The organism is Streptomyces sp. NRRL WC-3742 (assembly GCF_000720635.1).
In the GTDB taxonomy this organism is placed as follows: domain Bacteria; phylum Actinomycetota; class Actinomycetes; order Streptomycetales; family Streptomycetaceae; genus Kitasatospora.
In genome coordinates, this window is the sequence record NZ_JOCF01000049.1 from 39,298 (window position 1) to 55,514 (window position 16,217).

Sequence of the window (16,217 nt, forward strand, 5' to 3'; positions counted from 1 at the left end):
CCGAAAAGAGGCCCCCACCCATGCGCCCCCACTCGATCAACAGAGCCGCCGCCCTCGCCCTCGCCGCCGCCCTGCTCGTCCCGCTCACCGCCTGCGCCAACGACGCCGCCACCTCCACCCACGGCGCCGCCGCCCCCGCCGGGCAGAAGGTCGACGGCCCCACCGTCAAGATCATGGTCGGCGGCCTGGACAAGGTCATCTACCTGCCCGCCATGCTCACCCAGCGCCTCGGCTTCTTCGCCGAGGCGGGCGTCAACGTCGAGCTGATGAGCGAGCCCGCCGGCGTCAACGCCACCACCGCCCTGCTCGCCGGCGACGTCCAGGGCGCCGTCGGCTTCTACGACCACACCATCGACCTCCAGGCCAAGGGCAAGAACGTCGAGTCCGTCGTCCAGTTCTCCCAGGCCCCCGGTGAGGTCGAGATCGTCTCGACCAAGCAGGCCGACGCGATCAGGTCCGGTGCGGACTTCAAGGGCAGGAAGCTCGGCGTCACCAGCATCGGTTCCTCCACCGACTTCCTCACCAAGTACCTCGCCGTCAAGAACGGCACCAGCGTCAGCGAGTTCAGCCCCATCGCCGTCGGCGCCGGCCAGACCTTCATCGCCGCCCTCCAACAGGGCAGCATCGACGCCGGCATGACCACCGACCCCACCGTCGCGAACATCCTCGACAAGGGCCTCGGCAAGGTCCTCTACGACATGCGCACCCCCGAGGGCTCCCGCCAGGCGCTCGGCGGTCTCTACCCCTCGTCCTCGCTGTACATGAACATCGACTGGGTGGAGAAGAACAAGGACACCACCCAGAAACTCGCCAACGCCTTCGTCAAGACCCTCAAGTGGATGTCCACCCACAGCCCCGAGGAGATCGCCGCGAAGATGCCCGCCGACTACGCGCAGGGCGGCGCCGCCCAGTACGCCGCCGCGATCAAGGCCACCCTGCCGATGTTCACCACCGACGGCGTCATGCCCGCCGACGGCCCCAGGACCGTGCTCGCCGTGCTCGCCGCCTTCCACCCGGACGTCAAGGGCAAGGAGGCGACGATCGACCTCGCCAAGACCTACACCACCGAGTTCGTGGGCAAGGCCACCGGCTGAGCCCACCGCACCGCGGTCCCGCGCCCACCCCCACGGGCGCGGGGCCGCAGTCGGCCGGAGCCCGCGTTCGTTCAGAGCCCTCGTACGTTCAGGGCTCTCCTGCGTTCAGAGCCGTCCTACGTTCAGATCCCTCGTACGGAGAGCACGTCCATCCGCGAGGGTGTCCCCGCCGCCCGTCCGCAACTCTCCGGCCGCGCGGGCTCGCTGAACGCCTCGATCACGTCCACCTCCCACGCCCGGCCGTCCCGGTGCACCACCGACACCAGCCAGCGGCCCTCACCGTCCGGGCGCTGAGCCACCGTCAGCACGTCCACCGCCGTCTCGCCCGTCGCCAGCCGCACCGCGTGCTCCGCCGCCTGACCGGGGCGCGCCCAGCCCGAACAGCCCCGCGACCACTGCGGCACCACGTGCCCGGCCGCCGTGGCCGCCAGCACCTCCTTGGCGCTCTCCGCCGTCAGCCGCCCGTACGCGTAGCCGTACGGCAGCACCAGCATCGTGGGGGAGAAGCGGTGCCCGCCCAGGTGCGTCACCTCCCACACCTCGCTGTGCCCGGCCGCCGCCAGGTCCGCCGCCAGCGGACGGCCCAGCAGCGCGCAGCAGCGGTCCCGCCGGCCGTTGGTGCACACCAGGGCCACCGGTCCGCCGACGTGCTCCGCCCCGAAACCCGCGTGGTCGCCCGCGCCCAGCGCCGCGAAGTCCAGCCCCAGCAGCTCCGCCGGGTCCGCCACCTGCGCCCGGCGCACCCAGCCCCGGCCCGGCACCGTGTGCGCCACGATCACCTCGTGCCGCGCCGAGGGCAGGCAGTCCGCGTGCCGGCCGGGCCGGCGGATCAGCGCCACCCGCACGCCGGTGCCCTCCGAGGCCGCGTCCAGGGCCTCGCCCACCGCCGCGTCCAGATGGCTCTCACCCAGGGCGTGCGCGCCCCAGGGGCCGTTCTGCTCCAGCAGCAGCCAGGTGGTCGCCGTCGCCGCCGTGGCGGCCAACGGCTCCGAAAGTTCGAGCGAAGCGCTCGCACAGGTACTCACCGGAGTAAGGCTACCCTCACCGACCGGCGGGGGCCCGCCCCCGTGGGAGCGGGCCCCGTCACGCTCACGCCGGGCCGGCCACCACCGCGACCGGCGCCGCCACCGGCGTACCCGAACCGTCACGGCGCGGGTCACGCTCCGGCAGGTCCACCGGCGCGCCCTTGTCCGAGGCCGCCCGCGCCGGAGCCGCACCCGCCCACGCGAACACCAGAGCGTCCTCACCGCGCAGGAACCGCTGGCAGCGCACCCCGCCCGTCGCCCGGCCCTTGCGCGGGTACTGCTCGAACGGCGTCACCTTCCACGAGGTCTGCTCGTCACCCGACAGCGTCCCCGAGGACGTCGCCACCGAGACCACCACCGCGTCCACCGCCGGATCCACCGCCGTGAACGACAGCACCCGCGCCCCGTCCGACAGCTTGATCCCCGCCATGCCGCCCGCCGGACGGCCCTGCGGACGCACCTGGCTCGCCGGGTAGCGCAGCAGCTGCGCGTCCGAGGCGATGAAGACCAGATCCTCCTCGCCCGTGCGCAACTCCACCGCACCCACCAGCTCGTCACCCTCCTTGAGGGCGATCACCTCGAACTCGTCCTTGTTCGCCGGCCACTCCGGCACCACCCGCTTCACCACACCCTGCAGCGTGCCCAGAGCCAGCCCCGGCGAGGACTCGTCCAGCGTCGTCAGCGCCAGCACCCGCTCCCCGGCCTCCAGCCGCAGGAACTCGCCCACCGCCGCACCGCCCGCCAACGTCGGCGACGGAGTCGGCGGCAGCGCCGGAAGATCGATCACCGGCAGCCGCAGCACCCGGCCCGCCGACGTCACCACACCCACGTCCGTCCGCGCCGTCGCCGGCACCGCCGACACGATCACATCGTGCTTCGCCCGCTTCTCCGACACCTCGAACGGCTCACCGTCCGCCGTACGCGCCAGCAGACCCGTCGACGACAGCAGCACCCGGCACGGATCGTCCGCCACCTCCAGCGGCACCGACAGCGCCGCCGACGGCACAGCCCCCGCCTCCAGCAGCACCGTGCGCCGCTCCGTCCCGAACTGCTTCGACACCGCGCCCAGTTCGGAGGACACCACACTGCGCAGCCGCGTGTCCGACTCCAGGATCTCCGTCAACTCGGCGATCTCCGAGGTCAGCTTCGCCTTCTCCTCCTCCAGCTCCACCCGGTCGAAGCGCGTCAACCGGCGCAGCGGAGTGTCCAGGATGTACGCCGTCTGCGTCTCCGACAGCGAGAACCGCTCCATCAGGCGCTCCTTGGCCTGCTGGGCGTTGTCACTCGAGCGGATGATCGCGATGACCTCGTCGATGTCGACCAGCGCCACCAACAGGCCCTCGACCAGGTGCAGCCGCTCCTGGCGCTTGCGCCGACGGAAGTCGCTGCGCCGCCGCACCACCGTGAACCGGTGGTCGACGTACACCTCCAGCAGCTCCTTCAGGCCCAGCGTCAACGGCTGACCGTCCACCAGCGCCACGTTGTTGATGCCGAAGGTCTCCTCCATCGGCGTCAACTTGTACAGCTGCTCCAGCAGCGCCTCCGGCACGAAGCCGTTCTTCACCTCGATCACCAGCCGCAGCCCGTGCTCGCGGTCCGTCAGGTCCTTGACGTCCGCGATGCCCTGCAGCTTCTTCGCGTTGACCAGGTCCTTGATCTTCGAGATGACCTTCTCCGGGCCGACGTTGAACGGCAGCTCCGTCACCACGATGCCCTTGCGGCGCGCCGACACGCTCTCGACCGACGTCGTCGCCCGGATCTTGAACGTGCCGCGCCCCGACTCGTACGCGTCCCGGATGCCCGACAGGCCCACGATCCGCCCGCCCGTCGGCAGGTCCGGCCCCGGCACGAACCGCATCAGCGTGTCCAGGTCCGCGCTCGGGTGCTTGATCAGGTGCCGGGCCGCCGCCACCACCTCGGACAGGTTGTGCGGCGGCATGTTCGTCGCCATGCCCACCGCGATGCCCGTCGCACCGTTCACCAGCAGGTTCGGGAACGCCGCCGGCAGCGCCAACGGCTCCTGCTCGCTGCCGTCGTAGTTCGGCCCGAAGTCGACGGTGTCCTCGTGGATCGACTCCACCATCGCCATCGACGCCGCCGTCAACCGCGACTCCGTGTACCGCATCGCGGCCGGCGGGTCGTCGTTGCCCAGCGAACCGAAGTTCCCGTGCCCGTCGATCAGTGGCAGCCGCATCGAGAACGGCTGCGCCATGCGCACCACCGAGTCGTAGATCGACGCGTCACCGTGCGGGTGCAGCCGACCCATCACCTCGCCCACCACGCGCGCGCACTTCACGTGCGCCCGGTCCGGACGCAGGCCCATCTCGTTGGCCTGGTACAGGATGCGCCGGTGCACCGGCTTCAGACCGTCCCGCGCGTCCGGCAGCGCACGCGAGTAGATCACCGAGTAGGCGTACTCCAGGAAGGAGCCCTGCATCTCGTCCACGACGTCGACGTCGAGGATGCGCTCCTCGAAGTCTCCGGGCGGCGGGGTCTGCGAACTGCGGCGGGCCATCGCGGCGGGGCTCCCTTACGTGTCGCTGGCGGTGTCACCAAAACGGGCCCGGCACCCGGGCCCACCGCGGCCCGTCAACAGGGCGCGGCGCCCCCATTGTGGACCCTCGCGCGGACACACCCGGCCAGCGGCCCTCTTCCGCCCCTGGCGAACGCACCGTCCGCGCGGACACGAACGCACCACTCGCGCGTTGCACCACAATGGGGGACGCCACACGAACCCCCGACATCGACGACGGGAAGGACCCGAGCGCATGGCCAACCCGGCCCCCGCCTCCCAGCGAGGCATCGCCATCACCGAGCACCGCCTGGCCAACGGCCTGCGCGTCGTCCTCTCCGAGGACCACCTCACCCCGGTCGCCGCGGTCTGCCTCTGGTACGACGTGGGCTCCCGCCACGAGGTCAAGGGCCGTACGGGCCTCGCCCACCTCTTCGAACACCTTATGTTCCAGGGCTCCGCCAACGTCTCCAACAACGGGCACTTCGAGCTCGTCCAGGGCGCCGGCGGCTCCCTCAACGGCACCACCAGCTTCGAGCGCACCAACTACTTCGAGACCATGCCCGCCCACCAGCTCGAGCTCGCCCTCTGGCTCGAGGCCGACCGCATGGGATCCCTCCTCGTCGCCCTCGACGAGACCTCGATGGAGAACCAGCGCGACGTCGTCAAGAACGAGCGCCGCCAGCGCTACGACAACGTCCCCTACGGCACCGCCTTCGAGAAGCTCACCGCGCTCTCCTTCCCCGACGGCCACCCGTACCACCACACCCCCATCGGCTCCATGGCCGACCTCGACGCCGCCACCCTCGACGACGCCCGCGCGTTCTTCCGCACCTACTACGCGCCCAACAACGCCGTCCTGTCCGTCGTCGGCGACATCGACCCCGAGCAGACCATCGCCTGGGTCGAGAAGTACTTCGGCACCATCCCTGCCCACGACGGCAAGCAGCCCCCGCGCTCCGGCGAACTCCCCGCCGTCATCGGCCGCGAGATCCGCGAACTCGTCCACGAGGACGTCCCCTCCCGCGCCCTCATGGCCGCCTACCGCCTCCCGCACGACGGCACCCGCGAAGCCGACGCCGCCGACCTCGCCCTCACCATCCTCGGCAGCGGCGAATCCAGCCGGCTCTACAACCGGCTCGTCCGCCGCGACCGCACCGCCGTCTCCGCCGGCTTCGGCCTGTTGCGCCTCGCCGGCGCCCCCAGCCTCGGCTGGCTCGACGTCAAGACCTCTGGCGACGCCACCATCGCCCAGATCGACGCCGCCGTCGACGAGGAACTCGCCCGCTTCGCCGCCGAGGGCCCCACCGCCGAGGAACTCGAGCGCGCCCAGGCCCAGATCGAGCGCGAATCCCTCGACAGCCTCACCACCGTCGCCGGCCGCGCCGACGAACTCTGCCGCTACGCCGTCCTGTTCGGCGACCCCAAGCTCGTCAACGAGGCCCTCCCCAAGGTCCTCGACATCACCGCCGAAGAGGTCCGCGCCGTCGCCGAGGCCCGCCTCCACCCGGCCAACCGGGCCGTCCTCGTCTACGAGCCGACCGCGGTCGAGACCGACGACCCTTCCGACGCTTCCGACGCCGCCGACGCTTCCGACGAGGAGGGTGCCGCCGTATGAGCACCGACCAGGCCCCCGCCATGACGTTCCACCCCCAGCCGCAGCCGGGAACCCCCAGCCCCTGGAACTTCCCCGCCCCCGAGCGCGCCGCCCTCGGCAACGGCATCACCGTCCTGCACTGCCACCGCCCCGGCCAGCAGCTCGTCGCCGTCGAGGTCCTCCTCGACGCCCCGCTCGCCGCCGAACCCGAGGGCCTCGACGGCATCGCCGCCATCCTCGCCCGCGCCCTCAGCGAAGGCACCGACACCCTCAGCGCCGAACAGTTCGCCGCCGAACTCGAGCGCGCCGGCGCCACCCTCGACGCCCACGCCGACCACCCCTGCGTGCGCGTCTCCCTCGAGGTCCCCGCCTCCCGCCTCCAGCGCGGCCTCACCCTCCTCGCCGACGCCCTGCGCGCCCCCGCCCTCCCCGAGGAGGAGATCGAGCGCCTCGTCGCCAACCGCCTCGACGAGATCGTCCACGAGCAGGCCAACCCCGCCCGGCGCGCCGCCAAGGCCCTCTACGCCGAGCTCTTCGACGCCGCCGACCGCCTCTCCCGCCCCCGGGCCGGCACCGCCGACACCGTCAAGAGCATCGACCGCGCCGCCGTCCGCGCCTTCTACGAGGCCCACGTGCGCCCGGCCACCACCACCGTCGTCGTGGTCGGCGACCTCACCGGCACCGACCTGCCCGCCCTGCTCGAGAACACCCTCGGCACCTGGACCGCCGCCGACGCGCGGCCCGCCGCCCTCGCCCCCGTCACCGGCGACGACCACGGCCGCGTCGTCATCGTCGACCGCCCCGGCTCCGTCCAGACCCAGCTGCTCATCGGCCGCATCGGCCCCGACCGCCACGACCCCGTCTGGGCCGCCCAGATCCTCGGCACCTACTGCCTCGGCGGCACCCTCACCTCCCGCCTCGACCGCGTCCTGCGCGAGGAGAAGGGCTACACCTACGGCGTCCGCGCCTTCGCCCAGCCGCTGCGCTCCGCCGCCGACGGCAACGGCCGCTCGCTGCTCGCCATCAGCGGCTCCGTCGACACCGCCTCCACCGCCCCGGCGCTGGAGGACACCTGGAAGATCCTGCGCACCCTCGCCGCCGAGGGCCTGACCGACGCCGAGCGCGACGAGGCCGTGCAGTTCCTGGTCGGCGTCGCGCCGCTCAAGTACGAGACCGCGGGCTCCGTCGCCGGCACCCTCGCCGACCAGGTCGAGCAGCACCTGCCCGACGACTACCAGGCCGAGGTCTACCGGCAGCTCGCCGAACTGCCCACCGCCGCGGCCACCGAGGCCGTCGTCGCCGCCTTCCCGCCGGACCGCCTCGTCACCGTCCTCGTCGGCGACGCCGCCGTGATCGCCGAGGACGTGCGGGCGCTCGGCATCGGCGAGGTCACCGTCGTCAGCTGACGCCGCCGTTCGTCCCCGGCCCGGTGGAGCACCCGCTCCGCCGGGCCGGACGCGTCTGTAAATCCGTTGCGGGTGCCCGGCGTTCCATGGATAGATGTTCCCCGACGCACAGAACGTGCGAGCGCCGCGGATACAATGAAGGGAGGCGGTCACCATGCGGGTCGAGCGAACCGAACAACGCTCCCCAAGGCCGTTCCTCCCCTGTTCCGCCCCGGCCGCCTGAGCGCGCCCACCCCCGAACTTCCCCGAGCCGCACCGGGATTCTGCGCGCGGCACTCTCTCCTCAGCTCCACCCCGACCCATGGAGGTCGTTCCACCATGACGTACACCGAAGTACCCGGCATCCGCGTCCCCATCCGGATGTGGACGGACCCCGCGACGGTCGAGGGCGCGGCCATGCAGCAGCTGCGCAACATCAGCGCCCTGCCCTGGCTGCACGGCCTCGCCGTGATGCCCGACGTCCACCTGGGCAAGGGCGCCACGGTCGGCTCCGTCATCGCCATGAACGGCGCGGTCTGCCCGGCGGCGGTCGGCGTCGACATCGGCTGCGGCATGAGCGCGGTGAAGACCTCCCTCACCGCCAAGGACCTCCCCGACGACCTCTCCCGCCTGCGCTCCAAGATCGAGCAGGCCATCCCGGTCGGCCGCGGCCTGCACACCGACCCGGTCGACCCGACGAAGCTGCACGGTTTCCGCGCGTCGGGCTGGGACGACTTCTGGCAGCGCTTCGACGGGGTGGCGGAGGAGGTCAAGTGGCGCCGCGAGCGGGCGATGCAGCAGATGGCCACGCTCGGTGGAGGAAATCACTTCATCGAACTGTGTGTGGATTCCACCGGTGTTGTGTGGCTGATGCTGCACTCCGGATCGCGCAACATCGGCAAGGAACTGGCGGAGCACCACATGGGCGTCGCCCGGTCGCTGCCGCACAACCAGGGCCTGGTCGACCGGGACCTCGCGGTCTTCATCGCGGACACCCCGCAGATGGCCGCCTACCGCGAGGACCTCTTCTGGGCCCAGGAGTACGCCAAGCACAACCGGGCCCTGATGATGGCGCTCTTCCAGGGCGTCGTCCGTCGTGAGTTCGCCAGGGCGAAGGTCACCTTCGACGAGGTCATCAGCTGCCACCACAACTACGTGGCGGAGGAGACGTACGACGGAGTGGACCTGCTCGTGACCCGCAAGGGCGCGATCCGGGCCGGCCGGGGCGACTTCGGGATCATCCCCGGCTCGATGGGGACGGGCTCCTACATCGTCCGCGGTCTCGGAAACGAGACGGCGTTCAACTCCGCCTCCCACGGCGCCGGCCGCAAGATGAGCCGGACCGCCGCGAAGAAGCGGTTCACCGCCCAGGACCTGGCCGAGCAGACCAAGGGCGTGGAGTGCCGCAAGGACAGCGGTGTCGTGGACGAGATCCCGGGCGCCTACAAGTCCATCGAGAAGGTCATCGCGCAGCAGAAGGACCTGGTCGAGGTGGTCGCGCACCTCAAGCAGGTCGTCTGCGTGAAGGGCTGACGAACGCCGACAGGGGTGTCACCCACGTGCTGTGGGCGACACCCCTGTCGGATGTGCGGTGCTGCGGGGCTCAGGCGGCGGCGGGGAGTTCGTCGAGGCCCTCCGACACGAGCTTGGCGAGGCGGTCGAGAGCCTCGTCGGCGTTGTCGGCGTCGGAGGCGAGGATGACCTCGTCGCCGCCCTGGGCGCCCAGGGCGAGGAGGCCGAGCATGGAGGCGGCGTTGACCGGGTTGCCGCCCGGCTTGGCGATGGTGATCGGCACGCCGGTGGCCGTGACGGCCCGGACGAAGACGGAGGCGGGACGGGCGTGCAGGCCCTCGGCCCAACCGATGGTGACGCGGCGCTCGGCCATGAGACGTGCCTTTCCGGTGAAGCTGGTCACGGCCGTGCTCGGGAGCGGGGGAAACGGCCATGTTGTCTAGACCAGTGTTGCACGCAGGCAGCCCCTTCGAGCCGCCGCGTTCGGTAGTTGTGATTGTTTCTTTTCGGGGCATAAGGCCCGGTCGCGGGCCCTGTTCACCCTGCCGTGGGAGCACGCCCTGCGCCATCCGGCTCGCCGCCGGATAACCTGACGATCGTGGACGACTCCGCGGCAGCGCACCCCGACCAGCCGGACTATCCGCAGCACTGGGAAGCCGACATCCTGCTGCGCGACGGGGGTACGGCCCGCATCAGGCCGATCACCCCCGGTGACGCCGGGCGCCTGGTGGAGTTCTACGAGCAGGTCTCGGAACAGTCCAAGTACTTCCGCTTCTTCGCCCCCTACCCCCGGCTGTCCGACAAGGACGTCCGCCGCTTCACCCACCACGACTTCGTGAACCGCGTCGGCCTCGCCGTCGTTGTCCGGGACCGCTTCATCGCCACCGTCCGCTACGACCGGATCGACGCCGAGGGCCGCCCCTCCGACACCGGCACCGACGCCGAGGTGGCGTTCCTGGTGCAGGACGCCCACCAGGGCCGGGGCGTGGCCTCCGCCCTGCTGGAGCACATCGCCGCCGTCGCGCAGGAGCGCGGCATCCGCCGCTTCCAGGCCGAGGTGCTGCCGGAGAACCGGAAGATGGTGAAGGTCTTCACCGACGCCGGGTACACCCAGCACCGCAGCTTCGCCGACGGCGTGGTGCACCTGGAGTTCGACCTCGAACAGACCGAGCGCTCCCTGGCCGTGATGCGCGCCCGCGAGCACCGCGCCGAGGCCCGCTCGGTGCAGCGGCTGCTGACCCCGCGCTCGGTGGCGGTGATCGGCGTCTCCCGCAACCCGCAGACCGTCGGCCGGGCGATCCTGCGCGACCTGCTGGGAGGGTTCGCGGGGGAGCCCGCAGAGCCGAAAGAACCAACAGAGGCAACAGAGCTCGCCCGCGCCGTCCACGCGGTGAACCGCAACGCCCCCGAGGGCACCGAGCTGGACGGCGTCCCGGTCCACCGCTCGATCCTGGAGATCCCCGGCCCGGTCGACCTCGCGGTGATCACCGTCCCCGAGGGCGCCGTCCCGGCGGCCGTCGCCGAGTGCGGCGCGCACGGCGTGCAGGGTCTGGTGGTGGTGACGGCCGGCTACGCCGAGACCGGCCTCGAGGGCCGCGACCGCCAGCGCGCCCTGGTCCGCCAGGCCCGGGCCGCGGGCATGCGGGTGATCGGTCCGAACGCCTTCGGCCTGATCAACACCGACCCGGACCACCCGCTGAACGCCTCGCTCGCCCCGCACCTGCCCGAGCGCGGCGGCTTCGGCATCTTCTGCCAGTCCGGCGCGATCGGCGTGGCCCTGCTGGAGGCCGCCCACAGGAAGGGTCTCGGCGTCTCCTCCTTCGCCTCGGTCGGCAACCGCTCCGACGTCTCCGGCAACGACTTCCTCCAGTACTGGGCGGAGGACGAGGCCACCGAGGTGGTCCTCCTCTACCTGGAGTCCTTCGGCAACCCCCGCAAGTTCACCCGGATCGCCCGCCGCCTGGCCGCCGTCAAGCCGGTCGTGGTGGTCAAGGGCGCCCGGCACACGGGCAGCCTGCCGCCCGGCCACGCCGTCCCCGCCACCGCGACGGGCCTGCACGACGCGACCGTGGACGCGCTGTTCGAGCAGGCCGGCGTCATCCGGGTCGCGACGATCACCGAGCTGTACGACACGGGCGAGATGCTCGCCCAGCAGCCGCTGCCCCCGGGGGACCGCGTCGCCGTGGTCGGCAACTCCGACTCGCTGGGCCTGCTCACCTACGACGCCTGCCTGAGCGCGGGCCTGCGCCCCCGCACCCCCGTCGACCTCACCACCGCCGCCACCGGCGAGAACTTCCGCATCGCCCTGGACACCGCCCTCGCCGACCCGGCCGTGGACGCGGTGATCGCCGTCGCCATCCCGCCGATCGGCACCTCCGCCCACGCCTTCATGGGCGGACGCCTCACCGGCCCCGACGATCCGGAGATGGGCTCGGACGATCCGGAGATCGCCGCCGCCCTGCTGGAGGCGGGCGTCCGCGCCCGCGAGTCGGGTAAGCCGCTGCTGCTGGCCCACCTGGCGCTCACCGACCTGCCGGTGCGCCTTCGCGAGGGCGGCATCCCCGCCTTCGCGGCGCCCGAGCGCGCGGTGGGAGCCCTCGCCCACGCCGTCCACTACGCCCAGTGGCGCCGCCGCACGGCCGAGGCGGAGGAGACGGCCCGCGTCCCCGAGCTGGACCGGATCGACGAGCCGGCCGCCCGCGCCCTGGTCGAGGCGTCACTGAACACCCGCGCCGCTGTTGCCGCCCGCACCCAGCCCGGCGGCGCCCGGATCACCCTGCCCGACGCCGAGGCTCGCGCCCTGCTGGACTGCTACGGCATCGACGTCTCCCCGACCCTGCCGGCCCCCGACGAGGAGACGGCCGTCCGGGCCGCCGAGAAGCTCGGCTACCCGGTGGCCCTCAAGGCCACCGCCCCGCACCTGCGCCACCGCCCCGACCTGGGCAGCGTCCGCCTGGACCTCACCGGGGAGACGGGCCTGCGCCGCGCCCACCGCGAGCTGGACGCCCTGCTCGGCGGCGCCCCGCAGGCCGAGCTGGTGGTGCAGCGGCTGGCCCCGCGCGGGGTGGACACCGTGATCGGCGCCACCGTGGACCCGGCCGTCGGCGCGATCCTCTCCTTCGGCCTGGCGGGAGCCCCCGCCGAACTGCTGGGCGACGTCGCGCACCGGCTGGTCCCGGCCACCGACCAGGACGTGGCCTCCCTGATCAGGGAGGTGCGGGCGGCCCCGCTGCTGTTCGGCTGGCGCGGGGCGGAGGCGGTGGAGACCGCCGCCCTGGAGGAACTGCTGCTGCGGGTCTCCCAGCTGGTGGACGACGTGCCGGAGATCGCCTCGGTGGACCTCGAACCCGTGGTCGTGGCGCCGCACGGACTGGCGATCCTGGGGGCGCGGGTGCGGATCGCCCCGCTTCCGGTCCGCAGCGATCTGGGTCCGCGCGCCATGAGCACGCTGTAGCCTTCCTTGGTTGCGCCTCGCCCGTGGGCGCCTGTTGTCCGAAGCTCGGCGCCGTGCCGCCCGCTTCGTCGGCGGACCATGCCAGGATGGAGTTATGGCGAAGACCGGTACCACCACTCAGGACCTGCGCTCGGCGATCGAGCGCAGTGGCTACTACCCGGCCCTGGTGTCCGAAGCGGTGGAGTCCGCGGTGGGCCCCGAGCCGATCAGCTCCTACCTGGTGCACCAGGAGACGACCTTCGACGCCAACGAGGTGCGCCGGCACGTGACGGTGCTGGTGCTGACCCCGACGCGGTTCGTGGTGAGCCACACCGACGAGCAGTCGGGGGCCGAGGGCAGCCCGGCGGTGCCGTTCGCGACGACCTCGACGGAGAGCGTGCGCCTCGACCGGATCGGCTCGGTGGTGGTGAGCCGGATGGTGGCGAACCCGGAGACGTACACCCCGGGCACGCTGCCGCGCGAGGTGGTGCTGACGATCGGCTGGGGCGCGGTGCAGCGGCTGGACCTGGAGCCGGCGGGCTGCTCGGACCCGAACTGCGACGCGGACCACGGGTACACGGGTTCGGCGACGGCTGACGACCTCTCACTGCGGGTGAGCGAGGCCGGGGACGGTCCGGAGACGGTGGCCCAGGCCCTCGTGTTCGCCCGGGCGCTGTCCGACGCGACGATCGCCAACGGCCCGCGGGCCTGATCGAAGCCTCCCGAGCTTCCCGAGCTTCCCGACCACCGCTCCGAACCCGCCGCGACGAATCCGGTTCCATGTCCTTCGCTTCCCCCGACGGCTACGACGCCTTCGAGATCCTCGACCCGGCCACGGCCCCCGCGCCCCCGTACGGCAGCGGTTCGCTGTGCGACCTGCTGCCCTCGGTGGCGGCGGGCCTCGGCGTGCCCGGCTTCACCGCGACGCTTCCGATCGCCCCGGCCGACCGGGCGGTGGTGTTCCTGGTGGACGGCCTGGGCTGGGATCTGCTGCTGCGCCACCCCGAGTACGCGCCGTTCCTGTCCTCGCTGATCGGCAGTTCGCTGGGCGGCTCGGGCCGTCCGCTGACGGCCGGGTTCCCGTCGACCACGGCGACCTCGCTGGCCTCGGTCGGCACGGGCACCCCGCCGGGCCTGCACGGGCTGGCCGGTTACACGGTGGCGGTTCCGGGCGCGGGCTATCTGATGAACCAGCTGCGCTGGCAGCCGCACACGGATCCGCACGCCTGGCAGCCGTACCCGACGGTCTTCGAGCAGGTGCACGCGGCGGGCGTGGCGACGGCCCAGGTGTCCTCGCCGCTGTTCGCCCAGACCCCGCTGACCAGGGTGGCGCTGTCCGGCGGCACGTTCCTGGGCCGGACCACGGGCGAGGAGCGGATGGACCTGGCGGCCTCCTGGCTGGCCGAGCACGACCGGGCGCTGGTGTACACCTACGTCAGCGAGCTGGACGGGGCGGGCCACCGCTTCGGCGTGGACTCCGACGAGTGGCGGATGATGCTGGACGCGGTGGACCGGCTGGCCCGCCGCCTGGCCGAGCAGCTGCCGCCCCGCTCGGCGATGTACGTGACGGCCGACCACGGCATGATCGACATCGCGCCGGAGGACCGGATCGACTTCGACGAGGACTGGGAGCTCGGCGCGGGCGTCGCCCTGCTGGGCGGCGAGGGCCGGGCCCGCCACGTGTACGCGGTGCCGGGCGCGGCGGCCGACGTGCACACGGTGTGGAGCGAGGTGCTTGGCGACCGGATGTGGGTCGCCACCCGGGACGAGGCGATCGCGGCGGGCTGGTTCGGCCCGGTGGTGGACGCGCGGGTGTACGGACGGATCGGCGACGTGGTCGCCGCGGCGCGCGACGACATCGCGATCATCGCCTCACGCAACGAGCCCGGTGAGTCCGCGATGATCGGTCTGCACGGCTCGATGACCCCGGTCGAGCAGTTCGTGCCGTTGCTCGAAGTCCGCGGCTGAGTGGCCCCCTTGACTCCTCTGTGCCCGAACCCCCTTGATGTGAAAGGCCCTTGCTCCACCCATGGCTGAACTGGTGTTCTTCTCGGGCACGATGGACTGCGGCAAGTCGACGCTCGCGCTGCAGATGGACCACAACCACACCGCGCGCGGCCGGCAGGGCCTGATCCTGACCCGCAACGACCGGGCGGGCGCGGCGACGATCTCCAGCCGGCTGGGCCTGCGGGCGGACGCGGTGGAGGTGACGGACGACTTCGACTTCCACGCGCACGTGGTGCACCGGCTCTCGGCGGGCGGCCGGGTGGACTACCTGATCTGCGACGAGGCGCAGTTCTTCGCCGCCGAGCAGGTGGACCAGCTGGCCCGGGTGGTGGACGAACTCGACATCGACGTCTACACCTTCGGCATCACCACGGACTTCCGCACCCGGCTGTTCCCCGGTTCGCAACGGCTGATCGAGCTGGCCGACCGGGTGGAGGTGCTGCAGGTCGAGGCGCTGTGCTGGTGCGGCGCGCGGGCGACGCACAACGCCCGTACGGTCGGCGGGGTGATGGTGGTCGAGGGCGCCCAGGTGGTGATCGGCGACATCTCGGTGAGCGAGGACGAGGTCGGCTACGAGGTGCTGTGCCGCCGCCACCACCGCCGCCGGCTGACGGCCGCGACGGCCCGTGCCTCGGTGCTCTCCCCGGACGTGCTCCCCTTCGAGGAGCAGCAGGTCTGAGCCGGCAGGTCTGAGCCGGCGGCAGGTTCGAGCCGGCGGGTTGGAGCCGACAGGTCTAGCCGACGCCGACCTCCAGCACGGAGAAGTGCCCTCCCTGCGGGTCGGCCAGCCGGGCGGCGAGTCCGCGCGCGGTGTGGTGGGGTTCGACCAGAACGCGTCCGCCCAGGTCGATGGTCTGGCGGACCGTCAGGGCGGCGTCGCGGACGGCGAAGTGGGTGCGCCAGCGCGGCGGGTGGCCGCGCAGGTCGGCGTGGTGGCGGATCCCGGCGACGGGCCGGCCGTGGACGATCAGCGCGCTCTCGCCCGCGTCGGGCCGTACGGGCCGGTCGAGGACGGCGGCGTAGAAGGCGGCGGAGCCGTCCGCGTCGGGGGTGAGCAGTTCGGACCAGGCGGGCCCGCCCGGCGCGGAGGAAGCCTCCCGGCCGGGGTGCTCCTCGCCCTGCCAGAGGCCGAAGACGGCGCCGGAGACGTCGGAGGCGATGGCCATCCGTCCGGCGCGTTCGGCCTGGAGCGGGCCCACGGCGACGGTTCCGCCGCACTCCCGGACGAGTCCGGCGGCGCGGTCGGCGTCGTCGACGGCGAAGTAGGTGGTCCACTGCACCGGGAATCCGGTGGCGCTGGCGACGCCGAGCCCGGCGACCGGGGCGCCGTCGAGTTCGGCCCGTACGTAGGCGCCGAGTTGCCCGGGGCCGGGGACGTAGGTCCAGCCGAGCAACTCGCCGTAGAAGGCCCGGGCGCCGGGCAGGTCGTCGGTCAGCAGGCTGACCCAGCAGGGCGTGCCCTGGGCCAGTCGGAGTTCCACCGCGGGCAATGCGGGCCTCCTCACGGGTGGTTGGCGCGCGGAAATCCTCGCGCGCGAGGGTGATGCTTCCACCCTGGCGCGCGCCCAACCCTCGGGCCGCGCGGAAAGTCCGGCAAAGAGCGCACAAAGTGCGGCGGCGCCTCCCGGGCCGCGGGCGGCTGGGCGACAATG

12 protein-coding genes are annotated in these 16,217 nt (G+C 72.6%); 8 read left to right on the forward strand and 4 right to left on the reverse strand.

All coding sequences use genetic code 11. The features are described 5' to 3' along the window. The first annotated feature begins 20 nt into the window (after positions 1-20). A complete protein-coding gene (locus IH61_RS0125495) occupies positions 21-1,094 on the forward strand; it encodes an ABC transporter substrate-binding protein (protein WP_031073787.1) in 1,074 nt (357 codons plus the stop codon). Between the two features lie 122 nt (positions 1,095-1,216). On the opposite strand, the gene IH61_RS0125500 is transcribed toward IH61_RS0125495, so the two are convergent. Then, positions 1,217-2,119, reverse strand: a complete 903-nt coding sequence (locus IH61_RS0125500) for a sucrase ferredoxin (protein WP_031073788.1) — start codon at positions 2,117-2,119, stop codon at positions 1,217-1,219. 64 nt (positions 2,120-2,183) lie between these two features. Next, positions 2,184-4,634 carry a DNA gyrase/topoisomerase IV subunit A gene (locus IH61_RS0125505; protein WP_031073790.1) on the reverse strand — a complete coding sequence of 817 codons (2,451 nt, stop codon included), beginning with the start codon at positions 4,632-4,634 and terminating at the stop codon, positions 2,184-2,186. Positions 4,635-4,887: 253 nt separating this feature from the next. Here IH61_RS0125505 and IH61_RS0125510 point away from each other — a divergent pair, with 253 nt between their 5' ends. The 3 genes from IH61_RS0125510 (at position 4,888) to IH61_RS0125520 (ending at position 9,146) form a co-directional block, all read left to right on the forward strand. Next, the gene (locus IH61_RS0125510) at positions 4,888-6,249 is read left to right on the forward strand and encodes a M16 family metallopeptidase (RefSeq protein WP_031073792.1); all 1,362 of its coding nucleotides are present in this window, start codon (positions 4,888-4,890) and stop codon (positions 6,247-6,249) included. A 20-nt stretch (positions 6,250-6,269) separates the two neighbouring features. Next, the gene (locus IH61_RS0125515; RefSeq protein WP_031073794.1) at positions 6,270-7,634 is read left to right on the forward strand and encodes a M16 family metallopeptidase; all 1,365 of its coding nucleotides are present in this window, start codon (positions 6,270-6,272) and stop codon (positions 7,632-7,634) included. A 318-nt stretch (positions 7,635-7,952) separates the two neighbouring features. Further along, positions 7,953-9,146, forward strand: coding sequence for an RtcB family protein (locus IH61_RS0125520; protein ID WP_031073797.1), 1,194 nt, complete (start codon positions 7,953-7,955; stop codon positions 9,144-9,146). Positions 9,147-9,216: 70 nt separating this feature from the next. On the opposite strand, the gene IH61_RS0125525 is transcribed toward IH61_RS0125520, so the two are convergent. Then, positions 9,217-9,498, reverse strand: coding sequence for an HPr family phosphocarrier protein (locus IH61_RS0125525; protein WP_031073798.1), 282 nt, complete (start codon positions 9,496-9,498; stop codon positions 9,217-9,219). A 225-nt stretch (positions 9,499-9,723) separates the two neighbouring features. Here IH61_RS0125525 and IH61_RS0125530 point away from each other — a divergent pair, with 225 nt between their 5' ends. The 4 genes from IH61_RS0125530 to IH61_RS0125545 all read left to right on the forward strand — a co-directional run bounded on the left by IH61_RS0125530 (position 9,724) and on the right by IH61_RS0125545 (position 15,244). Beyond that, entirely contained in the window at positions 9,724-12,579 is a 2,856-nt protein-coding gene (locus tag IH61_RS0125530; RefSeq protein WP_031073800.1) for a GNAT family N-acetyltransferase, read from the forward strand. Positions 12,580-12,673: 94 nt separating this feature from the next. Further along, entirely contained in the window at positions 12,674-13,270 is a 597-nt protein-coding gene (locus IH61_RS0125535; protein WP_031073802.1) for a DUF5998 family protein, read from the forward strand. 68 nt (positions 13,271-13,338) lie between these two features. Beyond that, the gene (locus IH61_RS0125540) at positions 13,339-14,526 is read left to right on the forward strand and encodes an alkaline phosphatase family protein (protein ID WP_031073803.1); all 1,188 of its coding nucleotides are present in this window, start codon (positions 13,339-13,341) and stop codon (positions 14,524-14,526) included. A gap of 61 nt (positions 14,527-14,587) precedes the next feature. Next, on the forward strand, positions 14,588-15,244 hold the full coding sequence (locus IH61_RS0125545; RefSeq protein WP_031073804.1) for a thymidine kinase: 657 nt from the start codon (positions 14,588-14,590) through the stop codon (positions 15,242-15,244). Between the two features lie 55 nt (positions 15,245-15,299). Here the strand turns inward: IH61_RS0125545 and IH61_RS0125550 are convergent, their stop codons facing one another. Continuing rightward, positions 15,300-16,046 (reverse strand): VOC family protein, encoded by a 747-nt coding sequence (locus tag IH61_RS0125550; RefSeq protein WP_234327330.1) that lies wholly within the window; start codon positions 16,044-16,046, stop codon positions 15,300-15,302. Positions 16,047-16,217 lie beyond the last annotated feature (171 nt).